Origin of the sequence: Streptomyces sp. NPDC015345, from assembly GCF_043078805.1 — a bacterium.
Lineage (GTDB): Bacteria > Actinomycetota > Actinomycetes > Streptomycetales > Streptomycetaceae > Streptomyces.
Window position 1 is genome coordinate 113,947 of the sequence record NZ_JBIBTX010000004.1, and the last position, 18,874, is coordinate 132,820.

Consider the following 18,874-nt stretch of genomic DNA (forward strand, 5'->3'; position numbering starts at 1 on the left):
CCTACGCCCCCGTGCGCCGCACCGCGATCGCCAGCGTGTCGTCCTGGTGGAGGACATCGCTGAGCAGGTCCTCGGCCAGCAGGCCCGGGATCTGCTCGGTCGGTCGCGCGCGATGGCGGCACAGGGCTTCTTTGAGCCGGGCCTCGCCTTCGCAGGGGTCCCTGCGGCTCTCGGTGAGGCCGTCGGTGTAGAGCAGCAGCACGTCGTCGGGTTCCATGGTCGCCGTCAGGACACGGTCGCTGCCGGGCATGGGGAAGCCGATGCCCCGTCCGCGCACCTCCAAGTAGCTGGCGGTGCCGTCGCCGTGGGCCAGGAGGGCGGGCGGATGGCTGCCGTTGGCCAAGGTGAGCTGCCCGTCGGCGAGGTTCAGCCGGGCCAGCAGCAGGGTGGCCATGACGCTCTGGTCGAAGGGCGCGAGGACGCTGTCCGTACGCGCCACGATGCTCTCCAGCGGGTGCCCTTCCAGGGCGAGGGTGCGCACCGCGTGGGTGACGGTCAACGCGGTGCGCGTACTGGTGATCCCGTGCCCGAGCGCGTCGACGACGGTGATGTGGACCGTGCCGTCCGGGAGGGTGAACCAGTCGTACAGGTCGCCGCCGGTGGGCGCCTCGTCGCTCGCCGGGGCGTAGTGCACGGCCAGTTCGAGGCCGTCGACATGCAGGGGTCTGGGACGCAGCGCGTCCTCCAGGGCGCGCAGGGTGCGGCCGTGCGCCGTCCGCAGCTGCTCGTCGCGCTCCTCCAGCTGCACGTACAGGGCCAGGACCCCGCTGTTGGTCTCGGCCAGTTCGTGCTTGAGCATCCGGTGCTCGTCCGCCAGGGCGTCGGCGCGGGCCAGCGCCGCGCGGAGCTCCTCCTCCAGCAGCGCGATGTCCGCCTCGCTGCTCTGCGCCGCCGCGGAACGGCTCGCCTGCTGCCCGATGGTGGGCACCGGGTGGCCGTGCGCACCCGTGGGCGGCAGCGGGAGGTCCCACACCACCGTGCCGTCCGACCGGGTCCGCGCGCGCAGCGGCAGCCGGTCGGGCACCACGTCGGCGCCGGCGCTCTGCTGGGGCAGGCGCAGGGCCAGCGTCAGGCGGTGGGCCCCGTCCTCGCCCGTCTCGCGTCCGCTCAGCAGGGTGACGGGGCGGCCGCCACCGAGGACCGGGGCGGCCACCTCGCTCAGCGACAGGACGAGGCGCGCCCGGTCGTCGGCGGGCAACCGGTGCCCCAGGGCGATGCTGCGCACGGTGTGCCGCAGAGCCGTGAGCGTACGGAAGGTTTCGCGGGTCATCTCATTCCCATGTGGGGGCCAAGGGCAAGGACGGTGGCGTCGTCACGACGCCGGCGATGGGTGTGGGTCAAGGAGGCGGCGAGGAGTGCCGGAGGCAGCGTGAGACGCGCGGGCGTGGGGGCCTGCGTCCACCGGTGGTCGATCCCGTCGGTGTGCACGGCCACCGTGGTGTGCTCCGGCAGGTCCACGAACCGGCTCCTGGGCTTGGGGAGGGTGTAACCGATGATTCCGGCCTGCCCGGTGAACTGGTGGTGTACGCCTTCGGGGGAGAGCGCCACGGCGCGGACGTTGCCGACACCGCAGAACTCGGCCCGCCCGGCCGCGATGCGCAGCGCGGCCGCGGCGGCACCGCGCGTGTGCCGCAGGGCCTTGTGCAGCGCGGTCAGGATGTCCGCGAGCGGGGCGGCCGGGTCCATTAGGAACGTACGCTCGGCACGCTGCGCCGCCATGGCGGCCTCGGGGCCGTGGCCGAGACCGTCGATCACCAACGCGGTCCGGACGCCGCGGGCTTCGGCGACGGCGTACCCGTCGCCGCTCGCTTCCTCACCGTCGGCGGGCAGGCACAGCGCCCCCAGTGCCGCCCCGCGCGGCGGGGCGTCGGGCCCGGCGAGGCGGGCGTGGACGAGTGTGCCGAGCCCTGCCTCGGAGCGGATGGCGAAGTCCGTGGCGATCCGGCGCGCGGCACCCAGACCGGCGCCCATCGTCCGGGTGGTGCTGTACCCGTCCGTGAGGCTCAGGCCGATGTCCGCCATGCCGGGGCCGGTGTCGACGGCCAGGACGTCGAGGCCGCCGCCGAGCGGCGCCCGGTGGACGAACAGGGCGCCATTGCGGGCGTGCTTGACGATGTTACTGGCCAACTCGCTGGCCAGGACGGCCGCCTGGTCCGGCAGCACGCCCTTCATGGCGCAGGCGGAGGCGAGGGAACGGGCATGGTCGGCCGCACTCTGCACAGCGCTCGGATGGTCGATGGCGATGTGCAGAGTACGGGCCGCGACGCTGCTGTTCACCCGCGTCCGTTCCAGCGCACGGCGGTCACGGTCGTGCCCCGGCCCGGGGAGGACCACACATGGAACTCGTCCATGAGGCGCCGCGCACCACCCAGACCGTGCCCAAGGCCCGCGCCGGTGGTGAAACCGTCGGTGAACGCCTGCTCGATGTCCGGGATGCCCGGCCCCTGATCGCTCACCACCAGCTTCAGGCCCCGGCGACCGCCCTTCTGCACGATCTCCAGGGTGAGGTTGCCGCCGCCGCCGTGCACGTAGGCGTTGCGGGCCAACTCACTGGCGGCCGTGACGATGCGCGTCTGGTCCACGAGTCCGAAGCCGGCCCGCAAGGTCGCCTCCCGCACCGCGTGCCGCGCCGTCAGCAGGTCCTCCTCCGCCCGGATGGCGTGGACGGCGCGCCCGCCGTCGCTGCCCGAGGGGCTCTCGGCGCGCGTGGGGGAGGAGAGGGCCGGCGTCTCTTCGAGGTCACCGTAGAGGGTCAACGGGGCCCCCCTTTGGGGGTCGGGAGGCCGGCTGCCAACCCAACGCGATCATGCCCTGCTCCGCGTTGAGGGTGGTCTCCACACCGGACAGTTGCAACCCCAGTTCCACCAGGGTGATCGCGACCGCGGGTCGCATGCCGGCCACTATGACCCTGGCCCCCAGCAGACGTGCCGTGGTGGTCAGTTCCATGAGCGTGCGCGCCACGAACGAGTCGATGAGCTCCAGCCGCGAGATGTCGATGAGCACGGCGCGCGCCCGGTCGGCGACGATGCGCTCCGTCAGCTCCTCGGTGAAGGCGATCGCGGCCTTGTCGTCGAGCTCGTTGAGCAGACCGGTGACCAGCACATCACCGAGGCGCAGGATGGGAACGCCGCTCAAGCCGCCGCTCACCGTACGTCCGCGAGCGAGGACTGGTGGACCGGCTGGTCCGTCAGCAGCGGGATGGCGGCGGCCAGCGCGTCCGCCAGCGTCGCCCGCGTCAGGATGGCCGACAGGTCGATGCCGAGCTGCGCGATGATCTGGGCGATCGGCGGACGGATGCCGCTGATCACGCAGTCGGCGCCCATCAGCCGTACCGCGTTGACCGTCTGCATCAGGTGGTGCGCGACCGCGGTGTCCACCGTCGGCACACCCGTGATGTCGATGATCGCGACCTGCGCCTCGTCCCGCTCGATGGCCTCCAGCAGGTTCTCCATCACCACCTGCGTCCGGGTCGTGTCGAGCGTCCCGATCAGCGGCACGGCAAGGACCCGGTCCCAGATGCGCACCACGGGCGTGGACACTTCCAGGAGCTGGCGGCTCTGGCGCCGGATGATCTCCTCGCGGCCCTCCACGTAGATCTCGAAGGACATCGCGCCCGCGGTGTCGAGCAGGCGGTTGATGAAGAGCGCCGCGTGGTAGAGCGCGGTGACGTCACGTGTATCGGACTGCACCGCTTCCAGCAGCGCCTCCTTCAGCGCCAATATCGCCGGGGAGGTCGCCGTGGGCGTCGCGCCGCCGCGCGCGCGGCGCATCGACAGGTCCGTGACGGCCTGGCGCAGGCCGGGGTGCGTGGTGACCACGTCCTGGACGGGAATGTCCGTCTCAAGACCGGCGAGCAGCGCTTCGACCAAGGAGTCTGCTTCTTCGTTCAGCTCGGCCTCGGTGATGCCCGTCTCCAGGATGGCCTGCTCCGACTGGAGTTGCACCCACCGATCGGCCACTTTCTCGCCCTGCTCCCGCAGGGCCGTGCTGACGCGCAACCGGGCCTCGGACTCACTGGTGTTCATTCCATCCACCTTAGCAATTGTTGTCGCACGGCAAATGTTAACCGAGGGCGGCGATCTTCCGAAGGCGGACCGTAACGAGACGTCAACTACGTCGCTGAGCCGCACGGTTGCCGTCCGTACCCGACCACCGACCGCGCCTCGACATCGAACGCACCTGAACCTCACAGGAGTCGACCCTTCACAACCGTCTGTGTGTACCTAGGAGTGCCGAAAGTAAACCCACGTCATCGAGAGAGCCGTCACCACATCCCCCAGGGGCCGGACAGCGCGGTGGTTCAGGCGGGCTCGGCCGAGCGGTCACCCGCCGGTGTGCGCCCCGGCGCGGTGTGTTCCACCGCACGATGGAAGCCGTCCAGCCCCCGCACCAGGGCGGCACGTTCCGCCGGCCGCATCGCCGAGATGGCTTCCAGCAGCGCACTCTCGCGTCGGGCCCGCAGCTCGGTGAGGTAATTTTCTCCCCGGCTCGACAGGCGGAGTTCGAGCTCGCGGCGGCTGGCCGGGCTGAGGGACCGCTCGATGAAGCCCAGGGCGTGAAGACGGTCACACATACGACTCACCGAGGACGGCGCAGATCCCAGGAACTCACCGAGCGTTCGCAAGTTGATCCCCTGAGCGCCGTCCAGCGCGTACAGCACGCGCAACTGTGACGACGACACCGGTGCGGTCGGAGTGAGATCCCTGCCCCTGCTCCACAGCACCTCGAGCACTTCGATGACTTCCCGGGCAGCATGCGCGGCCGCATTCTGGCCGCCCCTGACGGAAGTTTCGGAATCCATGCCCTCAACTGTGACACTTCGCAGTGGCCCTGTCAGTCGCTGAGGCATGGCAGGCCCTCGGCTCCCTCTCGCACTCTCATCCCGAACAGGAACAGGTGGTACCCGACCGGTGGACAGATTCATGGCTGTGGAGCGCGCCCTGCGCACCTCCGCACCGCACGCTCTTCTCGACGCAGTGCAGGACACGCTCACCGTCCACTACACAGCCCGCAAGGTCGACCTGCTCATGGCCGACTACGCGATGACCATACTCCAACCGGTCAACGCCCTTCCGCACACGGCGGCCCCCGTGCCGATCCACACCAGCGCCCCCGGCCGGGCCTTCGGGGCGCAGGAACCGTACGTCGAAGCCGGCGGCCGCGGCGGACTGTGCACCGCCCACCTCCCCGTCAGCGTGCGCGGCGACCGCATCGGCATCCTCAGCGTCTGTCTGCCGGCCGAGGCCTGCGACCCCGCCACCTTGCGGGAACTCGCCGACGTGGCGGAGGTCCTCGGCCACGAGATCGTCGTGGCCGAGCGCGACACCGATCTCTATCTCCAGGCACGGCGCGCCGACCGGCTCACCCTCGCCGCCGAGATGCAGTGGCAGCTGCTGCCGGGCCGCTCCTGCTCCCGCCCCGAGTACGACATCGGGGCCCAGCTCGAACCGGCCTACGCCATCCACGGCGACAACTTCGACTGGTCGGCCTCCGCCGACCACCTCACGCTCACCGTCACCAACGGCATGGGCGAGGGCATCGAAGCCGCCCTGCTCACCAGCCTGGCCGTCAACGCGCTGCGCAACGCCCGCCGCGCCGGACTCTCGCTGAGCGACCAGGCCTGCCTGGCCGACCAGGCCGTGTACGGGCACTACCAAGGCGCCGTCCATCTCTCGATGCTGCTCCTGCGCTTCGATCTCGCCACGGGGGAGACGGAGATCATCGACGCGGGCTCCCCGAAGATGTGGCGCATGCGCAACGGCAGGGCCGAGCCCGTCGCCCTGGACGCGCAGCTGCCGCTCGGCATGTCCGAGGACACGCCCTACACCGCGGAGCACTTCCAGGTCAGCTCCGGGGACCGGCTGTTGTTCGTCAGCGACGGTGTCTACGACGTGGCGTCGCCGACGGGGGAGCGCTACAGCGAGCGCGCGCTCACCCGGGCGATGACCAACTCCCGCCTGCTGCCACCCTCGCAGGTCCCGCGCGCCGTGCTCCACGAACTCTCAGGTCACCGCGGCCCGATCGCCGCCGACGACGACGCCCTGATCGTGTGCCTCGACTGGCGGGGCCGCCCCTGAGGTGTGGCCCCCGTCGGGCGCATCACTCGGCAGGGGTGAGCATGCCCGCGCGCAGGCGCTTCAGCGTGCGGGTCAGCAACCGGGAGACATGCATCTGCGAGACGCCGAGACGTTCGCCGATCTGGGACTGGGTCAGCTCGTCGACGAACCGCAGGTGGAGGATCTCCCGGTCGCGCTCTTCGAGTTCGGCGATCAGGGGAGCCAGTGTGTGGAAGTCCTCCACGAGCTCCAGCGCGGGGTCCTCTTCGCCGATGAAGTCGGCGAGGGCGGCCTCGCCCTCGTCGGGGTCACCGTGCACGGCCGCGTCCAGGGAGGTGGAGTTGTAGCCGTTGGCGGCCACCTGGGCCTCGACGACCTCGTCCTCGCTCAGGTCCATCAGGGCGGCCAGTTCGGCGACCCGGGGGGCCCGGCCGAGCCGCGTCCTGAGCTCCTCCGTGGCCTTGGCCAGCTCCACCCGGGCCTCTTGCAGCCGACGGGGGACGTGCACCGCCCAGGAGGTGTCACGGAAGAACCGCTTGATCTCACCGACGATGTACGGCACGGCGAAGGTGGCGAACTGGGTGTCGCGGGACAGCTCGAAGCGGTCGATGGCCTTGATCAGACCGATCATGCCGACCTGGACGATGTCCTCCATGTCGTCGGACCGGTTGCGGAAGCGTCCCGCCGCGTAGCGGACCAGGGACATGTTCATCTCGATCAGGGTGTTCCGCGCGTACTGGTACTCGGCGGTTCCCTCTTCCACCGTGGCGAGCCGGCCGAAGAACAGCTTCGACAGGGCCCGGGCATCCTGCGGGGCCACCGACTGCGGCGCGGTGATCTCCGGCAATTGCTCGCTTTCGGTCACTGCCTGCGTTGTGGTCGCCATGGTGATGTGTTTCCCTCCCTGTCCGGTCAGCCCTGTCAGTCCCTGGGGGCTGGTGATCCGCGACTACCCCGGCCCGTTCGCTTCATTCACGTCGGGCGCAGTGGCTGTCCGCGTGACAGCACATCAGGGATCGTACGTACGTTCAGGTCCTCGGTCCTTAAACACTGGCGCGCCCGCCCCTCGACGGACGAATATGGCACGCATGAATGATCGACCTGAGCGATGGAGCAGAGCGACCGTCTACCCCGACATGTGGGCCGACCCGAACGACGATCCTCGCGAGAACCGAGGAGTGAGCCCGGACGGCGAGCTGGCGACGCTCCAGGACTTCCTGGCGGGCTACCGCTTGACCCTGCGCATGAAGTGCGAGGGCCTGAACGCGGAGCAGCTGGCCCGCCGCTCGGTTCCGCCTTCGACCATGTCGCTGCTGGGCCTGATCCGCCATCTCGCCGAGGCGGAACGCGACTGGTTGAACTGGATCAGCGAGGGCGACCCGCTGCCGACGCTGTACGGCGAGCCCGACGGCGACTTCGACGGAGCGGTGGCCGAGCAGGCCGAGGTCGACGCCGCGTACAGCGCCCTGGAACGTGAGCAGGCCGCGACCGACGCGGCGCTGGCCGAACACGAGGACCTGGGCGAGCGTCTGGGCAAGGAGGGCATCGCGGTCCGGGAGCTGATGGTGCACAGGATCGAGGAGTACGCCCGGCACTGCGGGCATGCCGACCTGCTCCGTGAGTGCGTCGACGGACGGGTGGGCCAGTGACCCGGCGAGAGGGCACCGGCTCCGCGACCAGGACGCTGGAGATCCCCACCCCGGACGGCCGTGCCGACGCGTTCGCCGCCTTCCCCGACCGGCCCGGGCGGCACCCGGGTGTACTGCTGTACACCGACGCCTTCGGTACGCGGCCGGTGCTGGAGAAGATGGCCGGCGAACTGGCCGGGCACGGGTATTACGTGCTCGTCCCCAACATCTACTACCGGCACGGCCCCGCACCGGTGATCGAGCTTCCCGAGCACATCGGGGAGGAGGAGCGGCCGGGCGTCTTCGCCCGAGTGATGCCCCTGGCCCAGGCCCACACCACCGAGCGCGCCCTGCGCGACGCCGAGGCCTACCTCGGCTTCCTCACCAGCCGGCCGGAGGTCGCCGCCGGACCGGTCGCCGCCGTCGGCTACTGCATGGGCGCCGTCCTCGCGGTGCGCACCGCGGCGGCCCACCCCGAACAGGTGGCCGCCGTCGCCGGGTTCCATCCCAGCCCCCTGGTCACCGAGGCGCCCGACAGCCCGCACCGTCTCTTCTCGCGGCTCACCGCCCAGGTCCACCTCGGGCTCGCCGAGAGCGACATGTCGCCCGAGACGATCAGGGAGCTCGACGGGGCCCTGGACGTGGCAGGGATCGACTACACCTCGGAGGTCTACCCCGGCACCGTCCACGGCTTCACCATGTCCGACACCGACGCCTTCGACGCCTCGGCTCTGCGGCGCCACTGGGACCGCCTGCTCCCTCTCCTCGACCGCACCCTGGCCGCCGGCTGATACCGGGCGCGGCCCTCGCCCTGAAGGTCACTTGGTCGCGCCCCGTGCGAAGCCGTTGTAGATGTAGCGCTGGAGGAAGAGGAAGACGAGGAGGGTCGGGACGATCACCAGGATCGTGCCGGCCGAGATGTGCTCCCAGTGCGCGCCGAACGGGCCCTTGAAGCGGAACAGGGCGGTGGAGATGGTGCCCAACTCCTCGGACGGCATGTAGAGGAAGGGAATGTAGAAGTCGTTGTAGACGGTGATGCCCTTGATGATGACGACCGTGGCGATCGCCGGTTTCAGCAGCGGCAGGACGATCTTCCAGTAGATGGTGAGGGAGTTCGCCCCGTCGAGGCGCGCGGCCTCGTCGAGCGAGACCGGGATGCCCCGGATGAACTGGAGGAAGATGTAGATCGAGACGATGTCCGTCCCCATGTACAACATGACCGGCGCCCAGATGCTGTTGAACAGCCCGAAGCCGTTGACCACTTGGAAGGTCGCGACCTGTGTGGTGACCCCGGGCACCAGGGTGGCGATCAGGAACAGGGCCATGACCGGCTTCTTCGCGCGGAAGTCGAAGCGGTCGACGGCGTACGCGGTCATCGAGCCGATGAGCACCGTCCCCGTGATGGAGAACAGCAGGATGAAGGCGGTGTTGGCGAAGGCGGACAGCAGCTTGCCGTCCGTGAACGCCGTCGCGTAGTTGTCGAAGTTGAGCCAGTCGCCCGGCAGTGACAGCGGGCCGCCGTCGCTGACCTCCTCGGACGTCTTGAGGGAGGTGAGGAGGACGACGGCGAGCGGGACCAGCACGACCAGGGACGCGACGATCAACGACAGATAGGTCAGGGCGGGTGCGATCCGGCGGCGGGCGGGCATGGGCGTGGTCATACGAGGTCCACCTTCTCGTCGGGCACGAGGCGGCGCTGGATCCAGGTGATCAGCAAGATGATGAGGAGCAGGAGGACGGCGGCGGCCGAGGCCAGACCGGTCTTGTTGAACTGGAAGGCGAGCTTGACCGTCTGGATCACGAACGTCGTCGTGCCGGTCGCACCGCCGGTCATGATGTACGGGATCTCGAAGACCGCAAGTGACCCGGAGATCGCCAGGATGACGCTCAGGCTGATGACCGGCCGGATGCTCGGCGCGATGATGTGCCGGAACTGCTGTCGGCGCGTCGCCCCGTCCAGCTGGGCCGCCTCGTAGAGCTCGGCGGGGATCGACTGGATGGCGCCGAGGAACAGCACGAAGTTCAGCCCGGTGAAACGCCATACGGAGACCCCGGCCAGCGAGGTGTTCGCCGAGGCGGGGTCGCCGAGCCAGGCGTGGCCGGAGCCGGCGCCGAACCACGACAGGACCGAGTCGAGCGTGCCCCCGTCCTGGAAGAAGTAGAGGAAGACGAAGCCGATGGCCACGCCGTTGATCAGGTAGGGGAAGAAGAGGATCCCCTTGAAGAGGTTGCGGAAGCGCAGGTCGAAGCTGAGGACCGTGGCGAAGTACAGGGCAATCACGATCTGCACGGCCGACGCGGCCAGGTAGTAGAAGCTGACGAAGAACACGCGGAACAGCTCGGGGCGGGTGAGGATCTGCTCGTAGTTGTCGACGCCGGTGAAGCGGCGGTCGGGGCTGACGCCGTCCCAGTCGGTGAAGCTGTAGAAGATCATGTTCCCGACGGGCACATAGGTGAACGTGATCAGCAGGGCCAGCGGGACGGCCAGGAAGAGCCACGGGGTGAGCCCGCGCGGCAGCCGGCCGCCCCGGCCCATGCGGGGCGGCACGGTGGCGCGTGGCGCTTTCGCCGGCGCCACGGGGGGCGTCTCGGTCGTCTCTGTCATCTCGGACCTCTCGTCTTCGCGGGTGTACGGCGTGCGGCGGGCCCCGCCCGGTGGCGACGGGACCCGCACCGACGGCCGGGCCGAAGGAACCGGCGCCGGTCAGGAACCGGCGGTCCCGGCCGCCTCGTTCCACCGCTTGTCGAGGTCCGCGAAGTAGTCGTCGACGCTGCCCTGCTGCGCACCCCGCGCGAGGTCGACGAGCTTCTGGCGGTAGTCGGGCTTGTTGAGGCCGATCTCGGCCGCGTTGTCGATCGTGTTGACCTCGCCGGTCTTCGCCTCGGAGCGCTCCAGGAAGGTGACATCGTTGTCAACGAAGTCCTTCAGGGTGTTTGGCATCGGAGCGGACCTCAGGGTCGGGACGGCGCCCTCCTTCGTGGAGTAGCCGGACTTCTCGGTGAACCAGTCGATCCAGGCACGGGCGGCGGTCTTGTGCGACGAGTGGGCGTTGACCGCCTGCTGGTAGTCGCTGGCGAGGACGGCGCAGTGCTTGCCGTCCTTCCGCACGGGGAAGGGCATGAAGCCGATGTCGTCGGGGTCGGTGTCGGCCTTCACGGCCGCGTCACGGAGCTGGGTGATCGCCCATGAGCCCAACTGCATGGTGGCGACCTCTCCTTCGGCGATCAGCCCCTTGGAGGCCTCCCAGTTGGTGGTGCTGGGGTCCTTCTCCGAGAGTCCGCCCTTGACGATGTCGTGGAGCAGCGAGTCGATGGTGTGCAGCTCGCCGCCCCGCTTCCAGGGGGAGACCGCGCCCGCGAGCTTGTCCGTGGCCTCGGCGTCACAGGTGACGGAGCCGATGTTGTTGCTCCAGGCGGTCAGCGGCCAGGCGTCCTTGAAGTTCGTGTAGTACGGCAGGGCGTCCGTCTTCGCCCTGACCGCCTTCAGGCCGGCGAGGAACTCCCGCGGGGTGGCCGGCGGCTCGCTGACGCCGGCCTTCCTCCAGACGGCCTTGTTGTAGACGAAGCCGTTGGCCGTGCCGAACTGGGCGATGCCGTAGACCTTCTCGCCGACCGTCGTCTTGTCGCTGAAGCGGTAGGTGTCCGCCAGTTCGGCGGCGGAGCCCAGCGGGGCGAAGAACTTCGGGTAGTCGTTCTTGGCCACGGCGGCCGGGATCATCAGGACGTCGCCGTAGTCGTCGGTGTTCATCCGGATCTTGACCTCCCCCTCGTAGTCGGTGAGGGCCTCGAACTCGACCTTCACCTTGGGGTAGGTCTTGTTGAACTCGGCGGCGTACTTGTCCATCGTCCCGTTCTGGACGAGGTCGGTGCGGTGGGTGAGGACCTTGATGGTGCCCGAGGCGTCGGCCGGATCGGCCGGTGACTTCGCCGTCTCACCGGAGGCCGTCCCTCCGCCACCGCACCCGGCGACGGTCAGTGTCGCGGCGACCAGAAGCGCTCCCGTCAGCGTCTTCTTCTTCCCCATGTGCCCGGCTCCTTCAGGGTTGCGGCTCAGCTCTGCGAGTGGGATGTCGGCACTATGTCAGCCGCTCCTGAACCGGTAAAGCTAAGAATGCGGGCGCGATGCGCAATTGTTACCGACGTCTCTTGGGGGGGGCAACTGACATGCGACTCCGCCTCCGTTTTTCCAAGGGGTCGTAACTAGACCGGTTTATGGACAGGTGCTGATCAGCGCGTTAGGTTGTCCGCCGTTATCCCTTGACCGGCCTGAGTCAGGCGATTGGAGCCGCACCATGAAGGACGTCACCCAGCTCACCGAGGGCTGGCGGCTGCGCCACGGGGAGGAACTCCTTGAGGCCCGGGTGCCCGGCTGCGTCCACACCGACCTGCTGGCGGCGCAGGCCCTCGCGGACCCCTTCATCGGCGGCAACGAAACGGACGCCGCGTGGGTGGGGCGCCGCGCCTGGACCTACGTCCGGCGTCTCGACAACGACAGCGGCCACCAGCGCACCGACCTCGTCTTCGAGGGCCTCGACACGGCCGCCTGCATCACCCTCGCGGGCCGCCCCGTCGGCACCACCCGCAACATGCACCGCGGGTACCGGTTCGACGTCACGGGACGCACCGGCGAACTGGAGGTCCGCTTCGCCTCCGCCTACGACGAGGCCGCTGCCGTCCGGGCGGTGACGGGGGAGCGGCCCAACGTCTATCCCGAGCCCTCGCAGTACATCCGCAAGATGGCGTGCAACTTCGGCTGGGACTGGGGCCCGACACTGGTCACCGCGGGCATCTGGCGGCCGGTGCGGCTCGAGCACTGGTCCACAGCGCGCCTCGCCCGCGTGCGCCCCCTGGTCACGGTGGAGGGGGAGACCGGCCGGGTCGAGCTGCGGCTTGAACTGGAACGCACCCCGCAGGGGCGGGGACGCACGCTGCACGCCGAGGCCGAGGTGGCCGGCGTCCGCGCCGAAACCGTCGTCACCGGTGACGAGGCGGTGCTGCGCCTCGACGTCCCCGACCCGCGTCTGTGGTGGCCCCGCGGCTACGGCGAACAGCCCCTGTACGACCTCCGCCTCACCCTGCGCGACGACAGCGACGACCACGACGACAGGGACGACCACGACGACAGGGACGACAGCGACGACAGCGGCATTCTCGACACCTGGCACCGCCGGATCGGCTTCCGCACCGTCGAGCTGGACCGCTCGGCCGACGAGCACGGCACGGGCTTCACCCTCGTGGTCAACGGCGTACGGATCTTCGCCCGCGGCGTCAACTGGATCCCCGACGACGCCTTTCCCTCCCGGATCACCCCCGAGCGCTACCGCACGCGCCTGACCCAGGCCGCCGACGCCAACGTCGACCTGGTGAGGGTGTGGGGCGGTGGCATCTACGAGGACGAGGCCTTCTACGACGCCTGCGACGAGCTCGGCCTGATGGTCTGGCAGGACTTCCTCTTCGCCTGCTCCGCCTACCCGGAGGAACAGCCGCTGCGCGGAGAGGTCGAGGCGGAGGCCCGCGACAACGTTGTCCGGCTCATGCCGCACGCCTCGCTCGTCCTGTGGAACGGCAACAACGAAAACCTGTGGGGCTTCCGCGACTGGGACTGGGAGGGGCGGCTCACCGGTGACTCCTGGGGTGAGGGTTACTACCTCGGCCTGCTGCCCCGCGTCGTCGCCGAACTCGACCCCACCCGCCCGTACACCGCGGGCAGCCCCTGGTCCGGCTCCTGGGACCACCACCCCAACGCCCCCGCCCACGGCACCCATCACTCCTGGGAGGTGTGGAACCGGCAGGACTACGCCGAGTACCGGGCGAGCGTGCCGCGCTTCGTCGCCGAGTTCGGCTGGCAGGCCCCACCCGCGTCGGCCACCCTGCGCCGCGCCCTGCCCGGCGAGGAACTCGCCCCCGACTCCCCGGGCATGCTCCACCACCAGAAGGCCGAGGAGGGGAACGACAAGCTGAACCGCGGCATCGCCCGCCATTTCCCGCTGCCCGAGGGCGACTTCGATCGCTGGCACTACCTGGCCCAGCTCGTGCAGGCCCGCGCCGTCGCCGCGGGCATCGAGCACTGGCGCGCCCACTGGCCGGTGTGCGCGGGAACCGTCGTCTGGCAGCTCAACGACTGCTGGCCAGTCACCTCCTGGTCCGCCATCGACGGCGACGGACGCCTCAAGCCGCTCCACCACGAACTGCGCCGCGTCTACGCCGACCGGCTCCTGACCCTCCAGCCGGGCGCCGACGGACTCGTGCTCGCCGCGGTCAACCAGTCCGCCCGACCTTGGCGTACGACGGTGACCCTGCGGCGGCTGGACGCCGAGGGCGCCACGCTCGACGAGGCCGTCCTCGACGTGGCCGCGGGCGCCCGGTCCGTCGCCCGGCTCGCGGTGCCCGCGAGCCTCGTACCGGATGAGCGGTCCGCCAAGGAGTTCCTGGTCGCCGACGGCGGTGACGGCGGCGACGGCGGCGACGGCGGCGACGGTGAGGGAAGGCTGCGGGCCCTGCACTTCCCCGTGCCCGACAAGGACTTCGCGTACCCCCGGCCGCGCTACGACGTCGCGCTGGAACCGGTGCCAGGGCCGGGGGATAGAGTCGACGTCGTGGTGAGCGCCCATACCCTCGTCAGAGACCTCCTGCTCCAGCCCGACCGGCTCGGCCCGGCCGCCGCCTGCGACAGCGGTCGCCAGACCCTGCTGCCGGGTGAGCGGACCCGCATCCGGGTCCACGGCTGTGGCGCCGTCGGCATCCAGGACATCAGGGCCGCCCTCTTCTGCGTGGACGTGAGGTGAGCGGCACCCAGCGCGTCACCATCAAGGACGTCGCGGCCCGGGCCGGTGTCTCCAAGGGGGCGGTGTCGCTCGCCTTCAACCACAAGCCCGGCGTCTCCGAGGCCACCCGCGAGCGGATCTTCACGGTCGCCCGCGAGCTGGGCTGGGCCCCCAGCGCCACCGCCCGCAGCCTGTCGAACCGCCGGGTCGACATCGTCGGGCTCGCCCTGTGCCGGCCGGCCCGGCTGCTCGGCCTCGAACCGTTCTACATGGACTTCATCTCCGGCATCGAGAGCATCCTCGCGGAGCGGTCGTGCTCGCTGCTGCTGCGCCTGGTGCGCGACCTCGACGAGGAGATCGCACTCTACAAGGAGTGGTGGCGCGGCCGGATGATCGCCGGCGCGATCCTGGTGGACTTCCGCGAGGACGACCCGAGGGTCCCCTCCCTCCAGGGCCTCGGCCTGCCCGCCGTGGCGGTCGGGCACCCCTCCCTCACCGGGCCCTTCCCGGCGGTATGGACGGACGACGCGTCCGCGGTCGCCGAGGCCGTCCGTTACCTCGCCGCCCTCGGGCACCGGCGCATCGCCCGTGTCGGCGGCCCGGCCGACCTCGGACACAGCGCGATCCGGGCCCGCGCCTTCACCGCCGTCACCCGGGAACTCGGGCTGCACCAGGAGCGGCAGATCGCCACGGGGTTCGACGAGAAGGAGGGGGCCCGTGCCACCCGCACCCTGCTGCTCGCCGCCGACCGGCCGACTGCGATCGTCTACGACAACGACATCATGGCCGTCGCGGGCGCGGGTGTCGCCGCGGAGATGGGGTTCACCGTCCCCGACGATCTGTCGCTGCTGGCCTGGGACGACTCGCAGTTGTGCCGGATCACCCACCCGACGATGTCGGCCATGAGCCACGACGTGCACCAGTTCGGCGCCGAGGTGGCACGTGTCCTCTTCGACGTGGTCAACGGCACCGACACGGGCGGCCTTCAGGTGCCGACGCCATCGCTGACCCCGCGTGGCTCCACCGCGCCGGCGCCGGGTTCGTAGCGGGGCGGGTTCTCGTAGCGGCAGAGGAGGGCCGTGTCCGGTGCGGACGCGGCCCTCCTCGGTCCTTCGGCCGGGCGATGGCCGGTGACCGTCGCGAGCCGTCAGCCGTCAGCCGTCAGCCCGGCTGCCCTTCGCCGCATGGGAGCCGGTGAAGACGCCGGCCTCCTTCGCGGTCTGCTGGATGCCGTCGGCGCCGTAGAAGATCCGCTGCCCCCAGGAGGTGAGCCGGGAGGCGTCGAAGCCCGTGGCCATGTCCAGATACTCGACGCCGCCGCCGTTGCCGCTCCAGGACCAGCCGAGATAGCCCACGCCGAGTTGGCGCGCGGTGGACATGATGGCGGCCTCGTCCGGGTCACCGTCCGAGTGCATGTCACCGAATTCGCCCACGACGATGGGTAGACGCTGTGAGGTGAACCGGTTGAGGTAACTTTTCACTTTGTCGGCCGTGTTGAATACGCCGTACATGTGGACCGAGAACACCGTGTTCCGCCGAGGGTCCGCGGCGAATACCTCTGCGGCACGGTCGCGCATGGTGAACGACCAGTCCTGGCCCCAGTTGGGGGCGTCGGCCATGAGCGTGTGGTGGAACCCGGCCGTGCGCATGCGGGCGAGGGCGTTCTTGGTGTCGGACGCCCATGACGCGTAGCCGGAATTGCCGTGCGGCTCGTTCCCGATGTTCAGGATGACGTATTTCTCCTGGCCCTGCACCGCGCCCTTGACGCTGATCCAGTAGTCCACGGCGCGCGCGAGGGAGATGGCTCCGCTCTGCTCGCCGTAGCCGGTGGTGTCGTGGGCCTCCAGGACGCAGACGAGCCGGTTCTGCTTGCACTGTGCGACGACGGCGGCGACATCGGCGGTGTCGTTCTTCGCCCAGCGGTCACCAGTGGCGAGTACGACACGTACGGAGTTGGCGCCGAGCGCCTTGACGTCCTTCAGCGCCTGCGCGGTCCTGCTCGGATACCAGGCGTGGGCGTGGTTCACGCCGCGCAGGACGAAGTCCTTGCCGGTCGCGTCGAGCAGGCGCCCTCCGATGACGTGGAAGCCCGGTACGGCCCGTGTCCCGTTCTGCGCCTCGGCCCGGCTCCTGGCCCCGTCATCCGCGGCCTGCGCGGGGGAGGGCGCGGTCAGTACGGACGCGGCGAGGGCCAGCAGCGCTCCCGCCGCGGTGGCCAGTCTCATTCTCATTACTGCTCCCAGGGTGGTGGCGCGTGCGACGTGTCACGAGACGCCGGAATGGGGAATGCGCCGGAAAGTCATCCGCTGATGACTTCGCCACAAAAGGGGTGATGGGGAAAATCCCTTCGGCCGGCGACTGGGAGAGAGGCTAGGACGAGGCGTCCACGGAGACAACAGCAGGAGCCAAACCGGTTAAGTTTAGCTGGAGTTCAGTGATTCCTCCTTCGCCGTCGTCGACGGCACACGGGAGTCGACCGACGTCACACGGAGTCGATGAAGAACACCTGGTCGGTGCGGTCGGCGCAGGGGGCCTGTTTGGCCGTGGCGCCCTCGGCCGTGGAACTGTCGCTGATCCCCACGCAGTACTTCCGGTCGGCCGTGTAGAGCGTATAGATCCGGTAGGTGTTGGGCACGGGCGTGTCGACCGCCTCGATGTAGAAGACGTTGGCTCCCGCGCAGTTGGTCGTGGGCTCCAGCATGTCGGCCACCGAGCTGACGATGAAGATGGTGAGGCAGCGGATGCCGGCCTGGGTGCTGTGCCACTGCAACTTGAACAGGCCGTTGCCCTGCGGGACGAGGTATGTGCGCGGCGACGTGGCCTGCGCGCACGAACGCTGCACGGCGACCGGGGCGTTCAGGAATCCGGCGCGCCCCTCGGTCAGGCACAGCCCGGGCGCGCTCGCCGGACGGATCTTGATCCAGCCCTCCTGGAGTCCCCGGAAGTTCCCCTGGACGAAGTTCGCACCCGGCTGACGGTCACAGGACCACTGGCGCAGCGCCGTGCCGTCCGTGGTGGCGGAGGAGGTGACCTCAAGGCACTTGCGCGGTCCGGCCGTCATCGGGTGTACCAGCGCGGCTTCCTCGTGGTCCGCGAACTGGAAGCTCGTCCCGGGCCGGTTGTCGCAGTCCGCCTGTACGACGGCGGCTCCGTTGTCGGCGCTGGAGTTCTCCACCGCCATGCACTTGCCGCTGAGGACGCTGACGATCTGCACCGCCCCGCCGTATACCGCGGATTCCCGCAGGGTCCACGACGCTCCCTCCCGCCCGGCGCAGCGCCGCTGTCTGACGGGCTCGCCGGTCGCCTGTGTGGCCACCTCCAGGCACATGCCGGTGTGGGTCGCGGCGATGTTGATCCCCTGGCCCGCGGCGGCGGTCGCGGGCCGGGCCGCCGGGCCGCCGACCGTCAGCAGGGCGAGAACCAGCGCCAGAACGAGGACCAGGGGCGGGGCGGCCGCGTACGGACGGGGTGAACGGAACCTCAGCATGGAGTTCTCCATCCCTGTGGGAACGGGCCCGCCCCGGCGGGCTGAGCCGCCGGCTCGGCTCGCACGGACGCGGGCATGGCGGCGCAGATGCTGCCCGGCGGTGCTGACGCGGGGCTGACGTGGCCGCGCGGGACGACGGGCCGCCGCTACCGAGGCGCGATCGCCTTGACCCACTCGTCGACGGTGACGACGTCCGCCCACTGCGGGAACAGCCGCTCGACGAGGACCCGGTGCACCTCCGGGTCGGTGTCCAGGCAGGCGTCGGAGAGCACGGTGAGGCCGAAGTCCATGTCGTTCGCCTGGCATAGGGTGGAGAGCACCACCGCGCTGGTGGCGATGCCGGTGAGTACGAGGCTGTCGATGCCGCGCGCCCGCAGCACCACGTCGAGATCGCTGCCGGAGAACGCGCTCGCCCGCCGCTTGGTGACCACCACGTCACCCGGCCGGGGCGCGATGGCGGGGTGGATCTCGGTGCCGGGCGCGCCCTCGACGTAGAGACCGGCCCGTGCGATGGCGGCGAGAGGCTTGTTGCGCGTGCCGACTTCGGGGAAGCCGGGGCGCAGCGCGATGACCACGTAGATGACGGGCATGCCCGCCGCCCGGGCCCCGTCGATCGCCCTGCGCAGACGTGGCAGATACCCGGAACCGTCGTCGGCGATGTCCACGATGGCCTGTTGGACGTCCATCACCAGAAGGGCGCTGCTCATGTCGTCTGTCTCCAGGAACGAAGTCGGTTCGGTGGGGGCGCGGGAGTGGTCGCACCACCTGGTCTCGCGCCCTACGGGTGGTGAACGCCGATCCGAAGGTGGACGGCCTGCCGACCTACGGCTGGTCGACCGGTATCCAGGTCGGCTCGGACGCTTAAGTGGCGGGCGGCAGAGGGCAGTTGAAGATACCCGAGAAGGGCGCCCGGTATCCCGTGTTCGGCGCCCGGGAGAC

The 18,874-nt window shown here is 70.0% G+C and carries 18 protein-coding genes; 5 read left to right on the top strand and 13 right to left on the bottom strand.

What is annotated here, in order from left to right:
* Position 1: 1 nt before the first annotated feature.
* The 6 genes from ACF062_RS17720 to ACF062_RS17745 form a co-directional block, all read right to left on the bottom strand.
* Positions 2–1,270 carry a PP2C family protein-serine/threonine phosphatase gene (locus tag ACF062_RS17720; protein WP_392139091.1) on the bottom strand — a complete coding sequence of 423 codons (1,269 nt, stop codon included), beginning with the start codon at positions 1,268–1,270 and terminating at the stop codon, positions 2–4.
* Positions 1,267–2,277, bottom strand: a complete 1,011-nt coding sequence (locus ACF062_RS17725) for a SpoIIE family protein phosphatase (protein WP_392139093.1) — start codon at positions 2,275–2,277, stop codon at positions 1,267–1,269. Before ACF062_RS17725 ends, ACF062_RS17720 begins: the two co-directional genes overlap by 4 nt.
* Positions 2,274–2,756: an anti-sigma regulatory factor gene (locus ACF062_RS17730; protein ID WP_392139094.1), complete on the bottom strand. Its 483-nt coding sequence runs from the start codon at positions 2,754–2,756 to the stop codon at positions 2,274–2,276. Before ACF062_RS17730 ends, ACF062_RS17725 begins: the two co-directional genes overlap by 4 nt.
* A complete protein-coding gene (locus ACF062_RS17735) occupies positions 2,740–3,135 on the bottom strand; it encodes an STAS domain-containing protein (protein ID WP_392139096.1) in 396 nt (131 codons plus the stop codon). The genes ACF062_RS17730 and ACF062_RS17735 overlap by 17 nt, the downstream gene beginning before the upstream one ends.
* A gap of 8 nt (positions 3,136–3,143) precedes the next feature.
* Entirely contained in the window at positions 3,144–4,025 is an 882-nt protein-coding gene (locus tag ACF062_RS17740; protein ID WP_392139098.1) for an STAS domain-containing protein, read from the bottom strand.
* Positions 4,026–4,300: 275 nt separating this feature from the next.
* Entirely contained in the window at positions 4,301–4,801 is a 501-nt protein-coding gene (locus tag ACF062_RS17745; protein WP_392139099.1) for a MarR family winged helix-turn-helix transcriptional regulator, read from the bottom strand.
* A 121-nt stretch (positions 4,802–4,922) separates the two neighbouring features.
* On the opposite strand from ACF062_RS17745, the gene ACF062_RS17750 reads away from it, so the two are divergent.
* Positions 4,923–6,077 (top strand): PP2C family protein-serine/threonine phosphatase, encoded by a 1,155-nt coding sequence (locus ACF062_RS17750; protein WP_392139101.1) that lies wholly within the window; start codon positions 4,923–4,925, stop codon positions 6,075–6,077.
* A 22-nt stretch (positions 6,078–6,099) separates the two neighbouring features.
* Here ACF062_RS17750 and ACF062_RS17755 read toward each other — a convergent pair whose 3' ends face one another.
* Positions 6,100–6,942, bottom strand: a complete 843-nt coding sequence (locus ACF062_RS17755; RefSeq protein WP_392139103.1) for an RNA polymerase sigma factor SigF — start codon at positions 6,940–6,942, stop codon at positions 6,100–6,102.
* A 193-nt stretch (positions 6,943–7,135) separates the two neighbouring features.
* Between ACF062_RS17755 and ACF062_RS17760 the strand changes: the two genes are divergently transcribed.
* Positions 7,136–7,705, top strand: coding sequence for a DinB family protein (locus ACF062_RS17760; protein ID WP_392139105.1), 570 nt, complete (start codon positions 7,136–7,138; stop codon positions 7,703–7,705).
* Entirely contained in the window at positions 7,702–8,475 is a 774-nt protein-coding gene (locus ACF062_RS17765; RefSeq protein WP_392139107.1) for a dienelactone hydrolase family protein, read from the top strand. The genes ACF062_RS17760 and ACF062_RS17765 overlap by 4 nt, the downstream gene beginning before the upstream one ends.
* A 27-nt stretch (positions 8,476–8,502) precedes the next feature.
* On the opposite strand, the gene ACF062_RS17770 is transcribed toward ACF062_RS17765, so the two are convergent.
* The 3 genes from ACF062_RS17770 to ACF062_RS17780 form a co-directional block, all read right to left on the bottom strand.
* On the bottom strand, positions 8,503–9,345 hold the full coding sequence (locus tag ACF062_RS17770) for a carbohydrate ABC transporter permease (protein ID WP_392139109.1): 843 nt from the start codon (positions 9,343–9,345) through the stop codon (positions 8,503–8,505).
* On the bottom strand, positions 9,342–10,289 hold the full coding sequence (locus ACF062_RS17775; protein ID WP_392139111.1) for a carbohydrate ABC transporter permease: 948 nt from the start codon (positions 10,287–10,289) through the stop codon (positions 9,342–9,344). Before ACF062_RS17775 ends, ACF062_RS17770 begins: the two co-directional genes overlap by 4 nt.
* Before the next feature lie 99 nt (positions 10,290–10,388).
* Positions 10,389–11,708 carry an ABC transporter substrate-binding protein gene (locus ACF062_RS17780; RefSeq protein ID WP_392139112.1) on the bottom strand — a complete coding sequence of 440 codons (1,320 nt, stop codon included), beginning with the start codon at positions 11,706–11,708 and terminating at the stop codon, positions 10,389–10,391.
* Between the two features lie 268 nt (positions 11,709–11,976).
* Between ACF062_RS17780 and ACF062_RS17785 the strand changes: the two genes are divergently transcribed.
* A complete protein-coding gene (locus ACF062_RS17785; RefSeq protein ID WP_392139114.1) occupies positions 11,977–14,469 on the top strand; it encodes a glycoside hydrolase family 2 protein in 2,493 nt (830 codons plus the stop codon).
* On the top strand, positions 14,466–15,494 hold the full coding sequence (locus ACF062_RS17790; protein ID WP_392139116.1) for a LacI family DNA-binding transcriptional regulator: 1,029 nt from the start codon (positions 14,466–14,468) through the stop codon (positions 15,492–15,494). Before ACF062_RS17785 ends, ACF062_RS17790 begins: the two co-directional genes overlap by 4 nt.
* A gap of 108 nt (positions 15,495–15,602) precedes the next feature.
* On the opposite strand, the gene ACF062_RS17795 is transcribed toward ACF062_RS17790, so the two are convergent.
* The 3 genes from ACF062_RS17795 to ACF062_RS17805 form a co-directional block, all read right to left on the bottom strand.
* The gene (locus ACF062_RS17795) at positions 15,603–16,673 is read right to left on the bottom strand and encodes a glycoside hydrolase family 5 protein (RefSeq protein WP_392139118.1); all 1,071 of its coding nucleotides are present in this window, start codon (positions 16,671–16,673) and stop codon (positions 15,603–15,605) included.
* Positions 16,674–16,930: 257 nt separating this feature from the next.
* The gene (locus tag ACF062_RS17800; RefSeq protein WP_392139119.1) at positions 16,931–17,935 is read right to left on the bottom strand and encodes an RICIN domain-containing protein; all 1,005 of its coding nucleotides are present in this window, start codon (positions 17,933–17,935) and stop codon (positions 16,931–16,933) included.
* Between the two features lie 146 nt (positions 17,936–18,081).
* Positions 18,082–18,642, bottom strand: a complete 561-nt coding sequence (locus ACF062_RS17805; RefSeq protein WP_392139121.1) for a cysteine hydrolase family protein — start codon at positions 18,640–18,642, stop codon at positions 18,082–18,084.
* Positions 18,643–18,874: the final 232 nt, after the last annotated feature.

Excerpts from the sequence above, each read along its gene's own strand:
- ACF062_RS17720 (WP_392139091.1), bottom strand. The coding sequence starts at position 1,270 with ATGACCCGCGAAACCTTCCGTACGCTCACGGCTCTGCGGCACACCGTG.
- ACF062_RS17740 (WP_392139098.1), bottom strand. The coding sequence starts at position 4,025 with ATGAACACCAGTGAGTCCGAGGCCCGGTTGCGCGTCAGCACGGCCCTG.
- ACF062_RS17745 (WP_392139099.1), bottom strand. The coding sequence starts at position 4,801 with ATGGATTCCGAAACTTCCGTCAGGGGCGGCCAGAATGCGGCCGCGCAT.
- ACF062_RS17750 (WP_392139101.1), top strand. The coding sequence starts at position 4,923 with ATGGCTGTGGAGCGCGCCCTGCGCACCTCCGCACCGCACGCTCTTCTC.
- ACF062_RS17755 (WP_392139103.1), bottom strand. The coding sequence starts at position 6,942 with ATGGCGACCACAACGCAGGCAGTGACCGAAAGCGAGCAATTGCCGGAG.
- ACF062_RS17760 (WP_392139105.1), top strand. The coding sequence starts at position 7,136 with ATGGCACGCATGAATGATCGACCTGAGCGATGGAGCAGAGCGACCGTC.
- ACF062_RS17770 (WP_392139109.1), bottom strand. The coding sequence starts at position 9,345 with ATGACCACGCCCATGCCCGCCCGCCGCCGGATCGCACCCGCCCTGACC.
- ACF062_RS17775 (WP_392139111.1), bottom strand. The coding sequence starts at position 10,289 with ATGACAGAGACGACCGAGACGCCCCCCGTGGCGCCGGCGAAAGCGCCA.
- ACF062_RS17780 (WP_392139112.1), bottom strand. The coding sequence starts at position 11,708 with ATGGGGAAGAAGAAGACGCTGACGGGAGCGCTTCTGGTCGCCGCGACA.
- ACF062_RS17785 (WP_392139114.1), top strand. The coding sequence starts at position 11,977 with ATGAAGGACGTCACCCAGCTCACCGAGGGCTGGCGGCTGCGCCACGGG.
- ACF062_RS17795 (WP_392139118.1), bottom strand. The coding sequence starts at position 16,673 with ATGAGACTGGCCACCGCGGCGGGAGCGCTGCTGGCCCTCGCCGCGTCC.
- ACF062_RS17800 (WP_392139119.1), bottom strand. The coding sequence starts at position 17,935 with ATGCTGAGGTTCCGTTCACCCCGTCCGTACGCGGCCGCCCCGCCCCTG.
- ACF062_RS17805 (WP_392139121.1), bottom strand. The coding sequence starts at position 18,642 with ATGAGCAGCGCCCTTCTGGTGATGGACGTCCAACAGGCCATCGTGGAC.